We start from the raw sequence: 16,132 nt of genomic DNA on the forward strand, positions 1-16,132 counted from the left end.
GACTTAATTCATGAAGAACAACCAGGAATCCGAGACCGGAAACGCAGGCGGCGTCTACTTTGAAGTCAGCTATCTGGACACCGACTGCGGCCGGGTCCGGACCGAAGTCTTCGACGACGCCGCCCAGGCGGAACGCTTCGCCAGCCGGCGCCTCACGGAGGAGGACGGTTGGGCGATCATCGACCCCGTACCGCTGCGCCGGGGCAGGGCAGCGGCCTAGGCGAAGTCGGAGACAGCAGGGTCGGGGCCGATGCGTCCGGCGCCTTCCGCGGAGCGGTCCAGGCCGTTGATGGCTTGGACGTCGGCCTGGTCGAGGGTGACGTCCAAGGCCGCGTAGTTCTCACGGATCCGGGATTCGGTCACCGACTTGGGGATAACCACATTGCCGATGGCCAGGTGCCAGGCGATGACGATTTGGGCGGGTGTGGCCGTGTGCTTTTCGGCGATGGCCGCGATGACCGGGCTCTCCAGCAGCTCGCCGCCCTGGCCCAGCGGGGACCATGCCTCGGTCAGGATGCCCTTGGAAGCATTGAATTCGCGCAGCCCGGCCTGGTTGAAGAACGGGTGCAGTTCGATCTGGTTGACTGCCGGGGCGACGCCGGTTTCATCGATCAGCCGCTGCAGGCCCTCCCTGGTGAAGTTCGAGACGCCAATCGTCTTGACACGCCCCCGCTTCTGCAGTTCGATGAGGGCCTTCCAGGTGTCCACGTACTTATCCTGCCGGGGCTGCATCCAGTGGATCAGGTACAGGTCAAGCGTTTCCAGGCCCAGCCGCTCCATGGACCCTTCGAACGCCTTCAGGGTGGATTCGTAACCCTGGTCCGCGTTCCACAACTTGGTGGTGATGAAGATTTCCTCCGGCTTCAGCCCGGAGCGTTTGATGGCCCGTCCCACGCCTGCTTCATTGCCATAGATCTTCGCGGTGTCGATATGGCGGAAGCCGGCCTCGAACGCCTGGCCGACGACCTTCTCGGCCACGTCGTCTTCAACCTGCCATACCCCGTAGCCCAGCTGGGGGATGGTGTTTCCGTCATTAAGTGTCAGTACAGGTGAAATGGTCATCCAGATATCCTGCCAACATCACCGCGGCCCGGCCAGCGCAGGGCCCGGTCTAAGCCAGGCGCGTAATCGGGAATACCCTTCAGCCGGAGTCCCGCTCCCCCGGGTCCCGCTCCCCCGCCGCGTCTTCGGCCAGCCGCCGCTCGGCGTCGTTGACTTGCTCCACTACGGATTCGGCGCGACGGCGCACGGAGACAGCACCCGCGGAGGCCGGGGCGATGCCGAGCCGGAGCATCGCCGCCGCTTCCGCCGTCGTGGCCAGGGAGTTTCCGGCCATGGATAAGGAGCGGTGGACGCCCGCCAGCGCGCCGGGAATGTCCAGGCCGTTGCTGGGCGAGCGCCGCTGGGCCTCGACGCAGATCCGCCGGACCGTGACGGCGAGGGCGGACAGCTCGTTGGCGATCTCCAGAAGTTCGGCATACAGGTCCTCGTCATCCACTCCTTCGAGGATCTGGTGGTACCGGTCCAGCCCGCGCTTGAAGCGGTCATGGGCCCGCCGCCACAGGCCCTTGCCGAGTTCGGCGTCGTCTTTCCGCACCTGCCGGGCGGCACCGAAGAATCCCACGGCGCCCTAGAGGTACTGGCCGGGGCCGTGCTCGGGATCGGCCGGCCCTGCAGGCTGCGAGGGGGCGGTGCCTGGTTTCGGTGCGGCGGCCCGCTGCGGTTCGCCGTTCTCCCCGATGATCACGCCGGGCGCGATCATCGTCCCGGGCGGCAGCTGGCGCAGCTGCATCTGCGCGTAGGCGTGCTCCCGTGCCGCGTGCTGTGCCGCGATCGCCGTTTGGATGCCGTGGAAGAGGCCTTCGAGCCAGCCCACCAGCTGGGCCTGGGCGATCCTCAGCTCGGCGTCCGAGGGGGTGGCGTTCTCGGGGAACGGAAGGCTGATCCGTTCGAGCTCCTCGACGAGCTCCGGAGCGAGGCCGTCCTCGAGCTCCTTGATGGAGCGTTCATGGATTTCTGCCAGCCGGACCCGAGCCGCATCATCCAGAGGCGCGGACTTCACCTCGTCCAGCAACTGCTTGATCATGGTACCGATCCGCATGACCTTCGCCGGCTCGTCCACCAGGTCCTGGAGCTCGCTGCCCTTCAGGCGCGAAGCGGAGGCCCGCCCGGCGACCGACGGTGCGAACTCTACGGCCGGGTCCGCGCGTGTACCGTCGCCCATGGACGGATGGCTGCCCAAGGCATCGCCGTGATCCAGGGTGGTGCCTTCAACGGGCACATCGGCATCTGGCTGAGTACGCTTTGGATCACTCATGGCTTCATACTCTCACGGCGCGCTGCACACGGAACCTCACGGATCCCCGGTTGCTGAACCGGTTGCCGAACCGGGACCCGGCCGGGTGTCACGAAACGGCGGAGGGCGCTGCCGGGCACTGTTGTGCCCGGCAGCGCCCTCCGCTGGCTGCCTCAGCGGGTCAGCAGCACCGGCCCTGCGGGTTGCTGTCCTGGCGGTCGTTCCGGTCGCGCCAGAACTCGCGCTCGGTCATCGGCGGGCCGGTGTGTCCCGAGGCGGCATGGTGCTCCAGGTACTTCTTGTATGCGTCCGCGCCCAGGACACCGCCAAGGTACTCGGCCAGTCCCCGGAACCCCGCTGCTACCGCGTTCATGTCAGGCTCCGCATCAGTGCCGCACGGACTTTTCGCGCCGCAGCCCGGCCGGGAGCTTGTTCCACTCCGCCATCAGCTCACGCTCGGCGGCCGTGGGGATGAAACCTGCCGGTGCATATACCCGGGACGGCTGCGCGGCGTCTTCATTTTCCACGTTGGCGATCCCGGCTGCCGTGTTGCGGCAGGCCTTGATGGTCGCCACGACGGCGGTGATGATGACGATGATGCTCAGCACCACGAAGATGACCGACAGCCAGCCCTGGATCATGGTGTTGCGCACCACGGCCTCCATGGCAGCCTGCGTCTTGGCCGTGCCGAAGGAGGTCTTGCCGTCTGCCAGGGCCTTGGCGAAGGCAGCATTGTTGGCGAAGTAACCCACGGCAGGAACCGGCGAGAAGATCTTCTGGAAGCTGGCCGTGATGGTCACGACGGCGGCGAACGCGAGCGGAACCGCCACGATCCACAGGTACTTCAGGGCGCTGCGCTTGGCCACGATGGCGAGGCAGACCGAGAGGGCGATGGCCGCGAGCAGCTGGTTGGCGATGCCGAAGAGCGGGAACAGCGTGTTGATGCCGCCGAGCGGGTCGGTGACGCCCATCAGCAGCACGGCACCCCAGGCGGCGACCATGATGGCGGTGCAGATCCAGGCACCGGGGCGCCAGGTGTGCTCCTTGAACTTGGGGATGAAGTTGCCGATCGAGTCCTGCAGCATGAAGCGCGCAACCCGGGTCCCGGCGTCGACGGCGGTCAGGATGAACAAGGCCTCGAACATGATGGCGAAGTGGTACCAGAAGGCCATCATGGCCGTGCCGCCGATGAACTGCTGCATGATGTGGGCCAGGCCCACCGCAAGCGTGGGGGCACCGCCGGAACGGGAGATGATGCTCTGCTCCCCCACGTCCTTGGCCGTCTGCGCGAGCTCGCCGGGGGTGATGTTGACGCCGGCCAGGCCCAGGCTGTTGACCCACTGCGCGGCTGATTCCACGGTGCCGCCGGTGAGTGCCACGGGTGCGTTCATGGCGAAGTAGATGCCACGGTCGATGGAGATCGCGGCCACGAGCGCCATGATCGCCACGAAGGATTCCATCAGCATGCCGCCGTAGCCGATGAGGCGGGCCTGGCGTTCCTTCTCGATCAGCTTCGGCGTGGTGCCGGAGGAGATCAGGGCATGGAAGCCGGACAGCGCGCCGCAGGCAATGGTGACGAAGAGGAACGGGAACACGGCGCCGGAGAAGACCGGTCCGTCGTCCCGGCCGGCGAACTCGCTGAAGGCCGGAACTGTGATTTCCGGGCGGGCGACGATGATGGCCAGGGCCAGCATCACGATCACGCCGATCTTCATGAAGGTGGAGAGGTAGTCACGCGGCGCCAGCAGGAGCCAGACGGGAAGGATGGCGGCGATGAAACCGTAGACGATGAGGCCCCAGGCGATCGTGACCTTGTCCAGGTGGAAGAACGCGGCGCCCCACTCGGTGCCGGCAACGGCGCCGCCGCCGATGATGGCGGCCATAAGCAGCACAAAGCCGATGATCGAGACTTCCATGACCTTGCCCGGGCGGAGGTAGCGCAGGTATACGCCCATGAACAGCGCGATCGGGATGGTCATGCCGACGGAGAAGACGCCCCACGGGCTTTCACCCAAAGCGTTCACGACGACGAGGGCGAGGATGGCGACGATGATCACCATGATGAGCAGCGTGGCGATCAGGGCCGCGGTGCCGCCAACCAGCCCGAGTTCCTCACGGGCCATCTGCCCCAGCGAACGGCCGCCGCGGCGCATGGAGAAGAAGAGGACGAGGTAATCCTGGACGGCGCCGGCAAGGACGACGCCGATGATGATCCAGATGGTGCCGGGCAGGTAGCCCATCTGGGCCGCGATGACGGGACCCACGAGCGGGCCCGCGCCGGCGATGGCGGCAAAGTGGTGGCCGAACAGGACGTTGCGGTCCGTGCGGACATAGTCCTTGCCGTCGGCCTTGTACTCGGCCGGGGTGGCGCGGCGGTCGTTCGGCTTGAGCAGGTAGCGCTCGATGACCTTGGAGTAGAAGCGGTAACCGATCAGGTAGGTACAGACCGACGCGAACACAAACCAGATCGCGTTGACGGTTTCGCCGCGGACGATCGCGAGCATGAACCAGGCGACGCCTCCCAGCAATGCGATGGCGGCCCACAGCGCAATCTTGCCCGGAGTCCATCTGCGCTCTTCGGCCGCCTGGACGGCCTGGTCCACGGACGTGGCCGGAAGGGCCGGATCCGGGGTAAGTCCGTCGTCGAGTGCTGCGGTACTTCGCGTGCCATCTGGCATTGTGCCCATGTCTCTTCCTGATAAACCCAGCTGAAAAGGTCAGCCCCACCGATCTGCCCATGGCACCCTACCAACGCGGTATGGCCAAGGACACAGTCCTGCGCCCGGCGGGGGCGCCGGCGCGGCGAGCGGTCGGACGGGCGCGCTGAGCGGTAGCTGTTTCGGCCCGGTATCGCTGGGGCTGCGGGGCTGCGCTTTTCGGCAGGGCTGGCAGGGCGGCCGTTGCCGGCTTACCGCGCCGGCTTACCGCGGCGGGTTGGCCAGCTGCATGAGCCGGGCTTCGCAGAGGTCCAGCCAGCGGACCTCTGCCTCGGTCTGGAAGATGAGGGAGTCCAGGACCAGCAGCCGGGCGGTATCTGCCGGCCGCTGCTGTGCGGATATGTCGCGCCGGGACTTGGTATGGTCCTGCAGGGCCTTGATGGAGACGCTGCGCTGGGCCTGGATGATGGCCCCGACGTCGACTCCGGGAAGGGTCAGGCCGAGAGCCAGTTTGATGGCCAGCTCGTTCCGCGCCGGCTTGGTCCGGGCCACGGGTGAAGCGAACCAGCCACCGACTTCGGTGCGGCCGGACTCGGTGATGCTGTAGATGACGTGGCCCCCGCCGTCGCCGCCCTCTTTGCGGACGAGGCCGTCACGCTCCAGGCGGTCCAGCGTGGTGTACACCTGACCGATATTGAGCGGCCAGGACGAACCGGTGCGGTCCTCGAACTCGGTCCTGAGCTGGTAGCCGTAGCGCGGCCGGTCCTGCAGCAGGGCAAGGAGGCTGTGGCGGATAGACATTGTGCTCCCGGAGGTAGCGGAACGACGGCATACACGCGCCCCAAGACGCGTGTATACCGCGTATGGAATTACAGTAGCGTCATTTAGGTTTCCGAAGCAAAACGGCGTCCAGCCTAACGCGTAGATGTCATGGCCTGGCCTACATCACCAGCAGGACCTTGCCGACGTGGTCGCCGGAGTCGAAGTATTCGTGGGCGGCACGGACCTGGTCCAGCGGGAAGGTCCTGGCCACCAGCGGCCTGATCCGCCCGTCCGCGAGCAGCGGCCAGACGGCGTCGCGCACGGCGTTCATGATCACGGTCTTCTCCTCGACCGGGCGCGGGCGCAGCGCCGTGGCGATGATGGCCGCCCGTTTCTTCAGGAGCTTCCCAAGATCCAGCTCCCCCTTGGCCCCTCCTTGCAAGCCGATCACCACGAGCCGTCCGTAATCGGCCAGGGCGTCGACGTTCTGCTGGAGGTACTTGGCCCCCACGACGTCGAGGATAACGTCCGCGCCCTTGCCGCCGTTCTGTGCGCGCAGGCTCTCCGGGAAGTCCTCTTCGGCGTAGTTGATGGCGATGTCCGCGCCGAGGAACGCCTTCGCCGTACCGACCTTTTCCGCGGTGCCGGCGGTGGTGGCCACGCGGGCGCCGAAGGCCTTAGCCAGCTGGATGGCCATGGTGCCGATCCCGCCCGTGGCACCGTGGATGAGCACCGTCTCCCCCGGCTGCAACTGCGCCGTCATGATCAGGTTGGAATAGACGGTGGCAGCGATTTCCGGCAGCGACGCCGCGGTGACCAGATCCACGCCGTCGGGAATCCTCAAGACCTGTCCGGCGGGAACGGCGACCTGCTCGGCATAGCCGCCGCCGGCGAGCAGCGCCACGACCTTGTCCCCTACCGAGAACGGTTTGGCCACTCCCGGGCCGAAGCCGGCGATCCTGCCGGAAACCTCCAGCCCGGGAATCTCCGAGGCTCCCGGGGGCGGCGGGTAGTGGCCCTGGCGCTGGTGGACGTCGGCGCGGTTCAGCCCCGCGGCTACGACGTCGATCAGCACCTCACCGGGGCCCGGCACCGGAGACGGGACCTCACGGATTTCCAGGGCCTCGGGTCCGCCTGGCTCTGAGATGTAGACAGCCTTCATGGAGAACTCCCGATTTCTAAGTGGTTTCCTGGCAGGGGGCGCCTACGGCACACCGCGTCAGGAACAACGTGCCTCCAGCCTATGTGGCGGAGCCGCGCCCGCCTGCGAGCGTGGCCGCATTTTTTGTTGCAGCCGACTGCCTATGAAACACTACTCGTTAGGGAAGGTTGTCCGAGCGGCCGATGGAGCTGGTCTTGAAAACCAGTGTGCGGTAACCCCGTACCAAGAGTTCGAATCTCTTACCTTCCGCGAGAGTGCAGAGTTTGCGCAGTTCAGGGGCCGGTTGGCCGGTCACTTAGGTGAGCGGTAGCCGGCCTCTGGCTTTCCGCGCAGTCCCTCGGTGGCCAACCGGTGCCGACAATTTGGCGTGTGGCTGTTTTCCGTTGCGGGATCAGGCCGCCCGCTTGTCCACCGGGAGAATCCTGTAAACTCCCACAGGATAATGTAGCCATTCTTGGGGGGAACCACCCGTGCGGGACACCATCACCGTCCGTCCATCGTGGGGTCGTCGCCTTGCCGGAATCGAAGGCCTTCGAGGAGTTGCAGCCCTGTCCGTGGTTTTTTACCATCTGGGCCTGACGGCGTCATTCCAGGTCCAGACCGGACCGCTGGAAATCTTCTTCACGCTTTTCAATCAAGGCCTCACCCTGTTCTTTGTTCTCTCGGGCTTCCTCCTTTATAGGCCCTTCGTTGCTGCGATCGTGCAGGGCGCACCTCTGCCGTCAATCCGCCGCTATGCCTACAACAGGCTTCTACGGATATACCCCGCGTACATCGTGATTTTCATCATCACCGGGCTTATCGTCGGCTCCGTTTACCTTATAGGCAGCACCCATGGGCTGGGACCGGACAACATCGGCCGGCTCACAGATCCTTTGCAGATCGCAGCCAACGTACTTCTGGTTCAAATGTTTGTGCCGCAGTACGTCATGAGCGGTCTTCCGGTTTCATGGTCACTCACTGCTGAACTCACGTTTTATTTCGTTCTGCCATGGGTGGCGCTTCTTGCACTGCGGCTTGTTCGAAAAGGATCGGGAAAGACGTCCGCCATGGTTTGTGGCCCAATCGCCATGGTCGTCGCTGGCCTTGGAATTACGCTTTGGGCCAATGACGCGGCAAGCCGGATGAGCCCGGTCGAGTCTGCGAACTTCGGTTTCGGCCAGTCCGGCAGCGCGGTTTTGCTTCGGAGCTTCCTTGCCCAGGCGGATCTCTTTGCCTACGGCATGCTCGCTGCTGTTGTGGTGGTCATGCTTCACGAACGTGGCCTGGAGCGTGTGCAGACCTGGGTGAAGGCAACGCTGGTCATCGGTGCGATACTCATGGTGCTCTTGGGTATCGAATTTGCCCGGCCCATACTGTCCAGCATCTCAGGAGTAGCCGCAGCGTTGGTGTTGGTCGCCGTCGTATTGCCCTCATCACGACGGGACGACCTCAACAGAGCGGCCCGTGTTCTCGAATGGTTTCCTTTCCGTTTTCCGGGCGTCATTAGTTATGGCATCTATCTGTGGCATCTGCCCATAATCTTTTGGCTCATAACGCACCGTCAGACGTTTGGCCAGAACACTCTCTCCGTGCCCCTGAATGGACTGCTCGTCCTTGCCATCACTTTGCCTTTGTCAACCTTGACGTACTACTTCGTGGAGCGCCCCGCATTGAAATTGAAGAAGTCGACAGGCAAGGCGCCACAGCGTGAACCCGAGCTGGAGCGCAGCGCCAAGTGAATGAATCCATCGAAGTAGGGATCATGGCTCCGGCAACCTGCCCGAGGGTCTCCGAAAGTCGGAGGGCTGGAGGGCGCACGACAGTCCGAGATGATTGATTCCGCTCCGCGCCGTTGCGCGGGGCCCGGAACGATAGGCGGAGCGATCGGGTGTTGTGGGCTATATTTGGTGGCTGAGCATACCTGCAGTGACTCCGTGCCCTGCGACCGGGCCAGCGGTTCCAAGTGTGCATGACCAGAGGGACATTCGATTGAGAGTCACGGCCATTCGTGCGGCCATCGCCATCCTTGTTGTTGCAGCCACTTCCTTCCTTTCGCTCTTCAGGCTGCCGCAGACGGTCTGGGATAACGTTTGGGCGGAAGATGGGCCGGTGTTTCTTGGCCAAGCCATGTCCGGAGGGGGACCAGGCTCAATATTCACCCCCTATGAGGGCTACCTGCATGTTGTGCCACGGTTGTTGGCAGCGGTGATCGTCCGCGTTGTTCCGGTGGAGGACTTCGCTGTGGGCTTGGCATTCGCCTCCTGCCTCGTTGTTGCCGTCGTTGCGTACTTGACGTTTTACTGTGCCTCGGCGCTGACCAGCAGTGTCGGTGTTCGGCTGGCCTGGGCGGCAATCCCTGTCCTCCTCAGCGTGGGGCCATATGAAATCCTGGGCAACACGGCCAATATCCATTGGTATCTCCTCTGGCTCATGCCCTGGCTGTTGCTGAAGCCCGCTAGAAGCCGACCCGAAGTTGTCCTCCTGTTCCTGGCGGCGCTGTTGTCGGCGCTCACTGAAGTGATTTCCGTGGTATTCCTTCCTTTGGTCTTGCTGCGGATCCGGCGCAAAGAGTTCTGGCCGGCACGCGCTGGTCTGATGGTTGGTGCCGGGGTCCAGATCTACACAACATTTCTGTATCCGCGCAGCTCGAGTAACGGGCATCCATTGGACCCCATGTCGGTGGTGGTGGGGTGGTTCGTCAATGTGGCCGGCGTTGTTTTCTTTGGATCGTCACGCAGCATGGGGCTCAACATTTTGAATTTCGGGGCCGGCCCCGTGATACTCGCATTCATTCCGATCATCGCTGCCGTGGCTTTTCTGCTGCTGCGATCCAAGCGGGAGCATCGTCTTCTCGCTTTGCTCTTCGTTGCTGCGTCCTTCGGAGTGTGGGCGGCCTGCCTTGTCGCAAACCCGGGGGCGCAGTTTGACTATGTCCACTTCACGGAAAGCGACTGGGCCAAATCCATCCTGACGAGGTATTCGGCGATTCCGGCGATGTTCATCCTGGCATTGTTCCCGTTGCTGGCAGATTCCCTTCGCATTACGCAGGCTCGGGCATCGGCCGGAGTCCTGGCGGCATTCGCCGTTGTCCTGGCCGTCTCATACTTTCCCACCCAGGTGGCCCGGGAGCAGGGACCGTCATGGAGCGCAGGGGTGCGCACTGCCGTTGCAGCCTGCGTCGGGGCGCGTGATGATGAGACCCGGCCAATACAGGTTGCACCCATCGGCTGGTCCAAGTCAGGCGTGCTGATGCCCTGCTCCCGGCTCAGACCTTAGGAGCGGGTGGTCCCGCTTGCGCGGTTCATCCGTGGCAGGAAGCGAGGACCTGCGCCTCGGGTTTACCTTACGATGGCATGCGCAGTTGATGAAGCTGTTGATCCTTACTGACCGGTGGGCGCTCCTCGATGGAATCGTCCGGAACCATTGAAACGGTCAGGGCCCCGGCATAGGCTCTCTGTTGTCTCCACCACCACCCGAATCGGGCGGCCGCCCACAACAAGTCGCGCGCCGCAGGACAGAGCAGGAGCCCTTAATGCCTACACCCGACCACTCCAACGGCGCGCCGTGCTGGATCGACCTGATGTCATCGGACCCTGAAAAGGCCAAGTCGTTCTACGGCGGGATCTTTGGCTGGACGTTCCAGACCGGCGACCAGGAGAAATACGGCGGCTACATCACCGCATCCAAGAACGGAAAAGCCGTCGCCGGGATCATGCAGAAGATGGAAGACCAGGCCGCGATGCCCGACATGTGGTCCACCTACCTGCGTACTGACGACGCCGCCGCCACCGCCGCGGCCGTGGCAGCACACGGCGGACAGGTCTACATGGCACCCATGGATGTGCCCGAACAGGGCCACATGGCCATCTTCGGCGACGCATCCGGTGCCGCGGTCGGCGTCTGGCAACCGCGTGAAATGAAAGGCTACGAGCTCGCCGCCGAGCCCGGAGCCCCGGTCTGGCATGAACTCCACACCAAGGACTACGAGAAGGCGGTCAAGTTCTACCAGGACGTCTTCGGCTGGGACACCGAGGTCCTCAGCGACACCCCGGAGTTCCGGTACACAACGCTCGGCGCGGGGGACGCAGCCAAGGCAGGCATCATGGACGCTTCGGGTTTCCTCCCGGAGGGGGTGCCGTCCAATTGGCAGGTCTACTTCGGCGTCGAGGACGCCGACGCCGCCATCGCCAAGGCCGTTGAACTCGGCGGCACGGTGATCCGGCCCCCCGAAGACACCCCCTACGGCCGGAATGCGACCCTTACCGACTCGACCGGTGCGGTCTTCATGATCAGCCAGGCACTCCCCCGCGGCGGCGAAGAGACCCAGTAGCGGAAGCCCCTAAACTCCGCCTGGAGCCAAATAGGAAAATTGCTGTAGGGCAATACCGGCCAGCCCCTTTCCCAAGGGACGCTGGCCGGTATTTTTTTGGGATGCAGCGATGCCGGGATCGCGCTGCTCGATTCCCGGCCGGCTTCGACGCGTTCCCCGCAGACGTCCCGCCGATTGCACATTCAGTACACGCTGTGTTCATTCACGTCTGTTTGGCTGTGCCGGAATCTGCTTCACGAAGAGCAGACCGGCCCGCCCGCGGGCCATCCACCCGTAACATCGCACCCAGCCCTTACCCGGGCACCCCAATGAGAGTTAGAGCGGATGAAAATCACATATTGGAAAACAGTGCTGGGCACAGCACTGTCAGCGGGGCTCATCGCAGCCCCGCTGACGGCGTTGCCCGCCGCCGCACTGGAGGTCTCCCCGGCAGCCGCCGGAACTTCGCCAGTTACCATCAACGAGGCCTACCTCAGCGGCGGCAGCGCCGGAGCGGCCTACAAGAACAAGTTCGTTGAGCTGTTCAACGCATCAGATGCCCCGGTCTCGCTGGACGGCTGGTCCCTCCAGTACCGTTCCGGTACGGGCACCGGCACCCCGAGCAGCACCGCAGCCCTGTCCGGCACCATCGCGGCCAAGGGCTACTACCTGCTCCAAGGCGGCAGCAACGGCGCCGCCGGACTGGATCTGCCGGCCGCCGATGCGACCGCCGCCGGGTTCAACCCGTCCGGGTCTGCCGGCACGATCGTCTTGGCGAAGCAGTCCACGACCCTGAACCCGCTCGCCACCGGCTCGGTCATCGAGCCCGCCAACGTCGCCGATCTGCTCGGCTACGGCACGTCCAACACCTTCGAGGCACAGGCCGCCACCGCGCCGTCGGGCAACACCGATGTCAAGAGCCTGAACCGCACCGGCGGCGCAGACAGCAACAACAACGCCGCCGACTTCGCCCTCAACGCCGCTATCACGCCCAAGGCCGCCAACGGTATCGCCGATCCCGGCCCGGTTGATCCGGGCCCCGGCACGCCGCCGGCGCTGAAGACCATCGCCGAGATCCAGGGCACCGGCCCGGCCAGCCCGCTCACCGGCTCCACCGTCACGACCCGCGGCAAGGTCACCGCGGCCTTCCCGACCGGCGGCTTCGCCGGCTTCTACCTCCAGACCCCCGGAACCGGCGGCGACCTGACGCCGGCCAACCACACGGCGTCGGACGCCATCTTCGTCTACGCACCGTCCGCCGTCGGCTCGGTCCAGATCGGTGACTACCTCGAGGTCACCGGCGACGTCGCCGAGCACTACGGCATGACCCAGCTCAACGTCGCCGGCGCCGCCGGCGTCACCAAGCTGACCGAGGCCGCCCCGGAGGTCAAGGCCACCGGCTTCGCCCTCCCTGCCGACGAGGCCTTCCGCGAATCCATCGAGGGCATGCTGCTGACGCCGCAGGGCCCGGTCACGGTTGCGGACAACTACTCGCTCAACCAGTACGGCGAGATCGGCCTGGCCGGCGGCACCACCCCGCTCGAACAGCCCACCGCTGTCGGCGCCTACGGCTCCGCTGAGTACACCGCCACCGTCGAGGCCAACGCCGCGCGCAGCATCAAGCTCGACGACGGCGCCAGCACCAACTTCCTCAAGGACGCCGGCACCAAGGCACAGGCCCTGCCGTACCTGACCACCCAGGATCCCGTCCGGGTGGGCTCGCCGGTCGCGTTCAAGACCAACGTGGTACTCAGCTACGCCAACAACTCCTGGAAGTTCCAGCCGCTGACCCAGCTGACCGCCGCCAACGCGGACACGGTCCAGCCGGCCGGCTTCGGCGCCACCCGCACGGAGACCCCCACCGCGGTGGGCGGCAACCTCAAGATTGCCTCGTTCAACGTGCTGAACTACTTCCCGACCACCGGCGACACGATCGCCGGCTGCAAGTTCTACACCGACCGGGCGGGCAACCCCATCACCGTCAGCGGCGGCTGCGACGTGCGCGGCGCCGCCAACGCCGAGAATTTCAAGCGCCAGCAGGACAAGATCGTCGCCGCCATCTCCAAGTCCGGCGCCGACGTCGTCTCCCTGATGGAGGTCGAAAACTCGGCCCAGTTCGGCAAGAACCGGGACGACGCCCTTTCCAAGCTGGTTGACTCCCTGAAGATCGCCACGCCCGGCATCTGGGACTACGTCCGCACACCCGCGAACGCTCCCCCGCTGGCTGACGAGGATATGATCCGCACCGCGTTCATCTTCAAGAAGGCCACGGCCGAGCCGGTGGGCGAGTCCATCATCCACAACGACACGACTGCCTTCGCCAGCGCCCGCAAGCCCATGGCCCAGGTCTTCAAGCCCGCCGGCGCCTCCGACGACAAGAAGTTCATCGCAATCGCCAACCACTTCAAGTCCAAGGGCTCGGCGGTGACGCCGGACGACACGGACAAGGGCCAGGGTGCCTCGAACCTCGCCCGCACCGCCCAGGCCAAGTCCCTGCTGGCGTTCTCCGGTGAACTGCAGGAGTCCAAGGGGACCGACAAGGTCTTCCTGATCGGCGACTTCAACTCCTACGCCAAGGAGGACCCCATCAACGTCCTCACGGCGGCCGGGTACGTCAACCAGGAGGAAAAGGCCAAGAACGCCGACGGCACCGCCAAGCACTCCTACCTCTTCGGCGGCCTGGTCGGCTCGCTGGACCACATCCTCGCCTCACCGTCGGCCAACGCCGTCGTCACCGGCGCGGACATCTGGAACATCAACTCGGTGGAATCCGTGGCGCTGGAGTACAGCCGCTTCAACAACAACGTCACCGACTACTACGCGCCGAACCAGTTCCGCGCCAGCGACCACGACCCGGTGGTCGTGGGCCTGAACCTGCCCACCACGCCGGCCAGCGTTGACCTGAACTTCCTGGGCATCAACGACTTCCACGGCCGCATCGACTCGAACACGGTGCAGTTCGCCGGAACCATCGAGAAGCTCCGGTCGGCCGCGGCCCCCGGCGCCACCGCGTTCCTCTCCGCCGGAGACAACATCGGCGCCTCGCTGTTCGCCTCGGCCGTGGCCAAGGACCAGCCGACCATCGATGTGCTGAACACCCTCGAGCTGCGCACCTCCGCCGTGGGCAACCACGAGTTCGACGGCGGCTGGGCCGACCTGCGTGACCGGGTCGTCGCCGGCGGCAGCAACGCGAAGTTCCCGTACCTGGGCGCCAACGTCTACAAGAAGGGCACCACCGAACCGATCCTGCCGGAATACACCGTGCTGGACATGAACGGGATCAAGGTCGCCGTGATCGGCACCGTGACCGAGGAAGTTCCGTCGCTGGTCACCCCGGCCGGGATCGCCGACCTCGAATTCGGCGATCCCGTCGACGCCATCAACCGCGTCGCCGCGAAGATCAAGGCAGACAAGCTCGCCGACGTGATCATCGTGGAAAACCACGACGGCGCCGGGTCCGGCGCCCCCGAAGGCGCCACCCTGGCGCAGGAAGTCGCCGCCGGCGGCCCCTTCGCCAAGATGGTCAAGGAAGTCACCCCGGATGTCGCCGCCATCTTCAACGGCCATACCCACAAGCAGTACGCCTGGGACGCACCGGTGCTGGATTCTGCCGGACGGCCGACGGGCAAGACCCGTCCGATCGTGCAGACCGGCAACTACGGCGAGTTCATCGGCCAGATCCAGCTGACCATCGACACCAAGACCATGTCCGTCACCGGCTACAAGGCGGCCAACGTCAAGCGCAGCACGGAGCCGGCGGCCGACTTGGTCGCCACGTACCCGCGGGTCGCCGCGGTCAAGACCATCGTGGACAAGGCCACCGCCGACGCGGCCGTGATCGGCAACCAGCCGGTCGGCAAGGTGACAGCGGACATCACCACCGCGTTCGCCGGTTCCCCGGCCGTGCGTGATGACCGGGCGAGCGAGTCCACCCTCGGCAACCTCGTCGCGGACTCCCTTGTGGATGCGCTGAAGGCGCCGGAACTCGGCGCCGCCGAAATCGGCGTCGTCAACCCGGGCGGCCTGCGCAACGAGCTCTACTACGCGCCGGACGGCACCATCACCTACGCCGGGGCCAACGCGGTCCTGCCGTTCGTGAACAACCTGTGGACCACCTCGCTGACGGGCGCGCAGTTCAAGACGCTGCTCGAACAGCAGTGGCAGACCAACCCGGACGGCGCGGTCCCGAGCCGCGCCTACCTGCAGCTGGGCCTGTCCAAGAACGTCAACTACACCTACGACGCCGCCCGCCCCGCGGGTGACCGGATCACCTCGATCCGGGTCGGCGGTGCGCTGATCGACCCGGCGAAGTCGTACCGGATCGGAACGTTCAGCTTCCTGGCCACAGGCGGGGACAACTTCCGCATCTTCACCTCCGGCGCCGGCACCAAGGACTCCGGGCTCGTGGACCGCGACGCGTGGATCAAGTACCTGCAGACCCACAATCCCGTCTCGCCCGACTTCGCCCGCCGCTCGGTGGCCGTGGTGAACACCACCGCGTCCGAGGTCAAGGGCGGGGAGACCATCACCCTGGCGGTCTCCAAGCTGGACCTCACCTCGCTGGGCAGCCCGGTCAACGCCTCGCTGCGCGCCGAGTTCACCGATGCTGCAGGTACCGTGACATCCCTTGGCACGGTCCCGGTGTCCGCCGGCGCGGCCACCGTGAACCTGTTGGTTCCCGGCGGCGCCGCTGCCGGGACCGGCACCCTGGTACTCACCGCGGTCGAATCCGGCACCGTGGTGAAGGCGGTCGTGCTGGTCGCGGCCAGCGCCCCGGTCCCGCCGAAGTGCACCCCACCGGTCAAGCCGCAGCGGCCCGGGGACATCGTTGGTCAGGCGAACTACGGCACAGCCATGGCCGCCTACCGCCACTGCCTCAAGGGCTAGTTTCCCGGCCCCGACCCAGTGAGCATGCCCTCCCCCGGGCTGCAGCAACGGACATGTACCCCATATGTCCAATGCTC

Annotated in this window: 12 protein-coding genes and 1 tRNA gene; 6 read left to right on the forward strand and 7 right to left on the reverse strand. The window is 65.4% G+C overall.

What is annotated here, in order from left to right; all coding sequences use genetic code 11:
• Positions 1–10: 10 nt before the first annotated feature.
• Positions 11–220: a hypothetical protein gene (locus E5206_RS00165; RefSeq protein WP_136320714.1), complete on the forward strand. Its 210-nt coding sequence runs from the start codon at positions 11–13 to the stop codon at positions 218–220.
• Here E5206_RS00165 and E5206_RS00170 read toward each other — a convergent pair.
• From E5206_RS00170 to E5206_RS00200, 7 genes are all read right to left on the reverse strand, one after another.
• Entirely contained in the window at positions 217–1,062 is an 846-nt protein-coding gene (locus E5206_RS00170) for an aldo/keto reductase (protein ID WP_136320715.1), read from the reverse strand. The two genes, E5206_RS00165 and E5206_RS00170, sit on opposite strands and share 4 nt — an antisense overlap.
• 79 nt (positions 1,063–1,141) lie before the next feature.
• Positions 1,142–1,624 (reverse strand): hypothetical protein, encoded by a 483-nt coding sequence (locus tag E5206_RS00175; RefSeq protein ID WP_136320716.1) that lies wholly within the window; start codon positions 1,622–1,624, stop codon positions 1,142–1,144.
• A 6-nt stretch (positions 1,625–1,630) separates the two neighbouring features.
• Positions 1,631–2,317, reverse strand: coding sequence for a bacterial proteasome activator family protein (locus E5206_RS00180; RefSeq protein ID WP_136320717.1), 687 nt, complete (start codon positions 2,315–2,317; stop codon positions 1,631–1,633).
• A gap of 160 nt (positions 2,318–2,477) precedes the next feature.
• Positions 2,478–2,669 carry a YbdD/YjiX family protein gene (locus tag E5206_RS00185; RefSeq protein WP_136320718.1) on the reverse strand — a complete coding sequence of 64 codons (192 nt, stop codon included), beginning with the start codon at positions 2,667–2,669 and terminating at the stop codon, positions 2,478–2,480.
• Positions 2,670–2,682: 13 nt separating this feature from the next.
• On the reverse strand, positions 2,683–4,983 hold the full coding sequence (locus E5206_RS00190; protein ID WP_136320719.1) for a carbon starvation CstA family protein: 2,301 nt from the start codon (positions 4,981–4,983) through the stop codon (positions 2,683–2,685).
• A 234-nt stretch (positions 4,984–5,217) separates the two neighbouring features.
• Positions 5,218–5,754, reverse strand: coding sequence for a PadR family transcriptional regulator (locus tag E5206_RS00195; RefSeq protein WP_136320720.1), 537 nt, complete (start codon positions 5,752–5,754; stop codon positions 5,218–5,220).
• Positions 5,755–5,893: 139 nt separating this feature from the next.
• Positions 5,894–6,877 carry an NAD(P)H-quinone oxidoreductase gene (locus E5206_RS00200; RefSeq protein WP_136320721.1) on the reverse strand — a complete coding sequence of 328 codons (984 nt, stop codon included), beginning with the start codon at positions 6,875–6,877 and terminating at the stop codon, positions 5,894–5,896.
• Between the two features lie 161 nt (positions 6,878–7,038).
• On the opposite strand from E5206_RS00200, the gene E5206_RS00205 reads away from it, so the two are divergent.
• From E5206_RS00205 to E5206_RS00225, 5 genes are all read left to right on the forward strand, one after another.
• Positions 7,039–7,126 (forward strand) — tRNA-Ser (locus E5206_RS00205).
• A gap of 221 nt (positions 7,127–7,347) precedes the next feature.
• Positions 7,348–8,598, forward strand: a complete 1,251-nt coding sequence (locus tag E5206_RS00210; RefSeq protein ID WP_136320722.1) for an acyltransferase — start codon at positions 7,348–7,350, stop codon at positions 8,596–8,598.
• A gap of 250 nt (positions 8,599–8,848) precedes the next feature.
• The gene (locus E5206_RS00215; RefSeq protein ID WP_136320723.1) at positions 8,849–10,135 is read left to right on the forward strand and encodes a hypothetical protein; all 1,287 of its coding nucleotides are present in this window, start codon (positions 8,849–8,851) and stop codon (positions 10,133–10,135) included.
• A 256-nt stretch (positions 10,136–10,391) separates the two neighbouring features.
• Entirely contained in the window at positions 10,392–11,189 is a 798-nt protein-coding gene (locus E5206_RS00220; RefSeq protein ID WP_136320724.1) for a VOC family protein, read from the forward strand.
• 324 nt (positions 11,190–11,513) lie between these two features.
• Positions 11,514–16,055 (forward strand): ExeM/NucH family extracellular endonuclease, encoded by a 4,542-nt coding sequence (locus E5206_RS00225; protein ID WP_136320725.1) that lies wholly within the window; start codon positions 11,514–11,516, stop codon positions 16,053–16,055.
• Positions 16,056–16,132 lie beyond the last annotated feature (77 nt).

The sequence above is a fragment of the Arthrobacter sp. PAMC25564 genome (genome assembly GCF_004798705.1).
Taxonomy (GTDB): Bacteria; Actinomycetota; Actinomycetes; order Actinomycetales; family Micrococcaceae; genus Arthrobacter.

Excerpts from the sequence above, each read along its gene's own strand:
- E5206_RS00200 (WP_136320721.1), bottom strand. The coding sequence starts at position 6,877 with ATGAAGGCTGTCTACATCTCAGAGCCAGGCGGACCCGAGGCCCTGGAA.
- E5206_RS00225 (WP_136320725.1), top strand. The coding sequence starts at position 11,514 with ATGAAAATCACATATTGGAAAACAGTGCTGGGCACAGCACTGTCAGCG.
- E5206_RS00170 (WP_136320715.1), bottom strand. The coding sequence starts at position 1,062 with ATGACCATTTCACCTGTACTGACACTTAATGACGGAAACACCATCCCC.
- E5206_RS00180 (WP_136320717.1), bottom strand. The coding sequence starts at position 2,317 with ATGAGTGATCCAAAGCGTACTCAGCCAGATGCCGATGTGCCCGTTGAA.
- E5206_RS00185 (WP_136320718.1), bottom strand. The coding sequence starts at position 2,669 with ATGAACGCGGTAGCAGCGGGGTTCCGGGGACTGGCCGAGTACCTTGGC.
- E5206_RS00165 (WP_136320714.1), top strand. The coding sequence starts at position 11 with ATGAAGAACAACCAGGAATCCGAGACCGGAAACGCAGGCGGCGTCTAC.
- E5206_RS00195 (WP_136320720.1), bottom strand. The coding sequence starts at position 5,754 with ATGTCTATCCGCCACAGCCTCCTTGCCCTGCTGCAGGACCGGCCGCGC.
- E5206_RS00190 (WP_136320719.1), bottom strand. The coding sequence starts at position 4,983 with ATGGGCACAATGCCAGATGGCACGCGAAGTACCGCAGCACTCGACGAC.
- E5206_RS00220 (WP_136320724.1), top strand. The coding sequence starts at position 10,392 with ATGCCTACACCCGACCACTCCAACGGCGCGCCGTGCTGGATCGACCTG.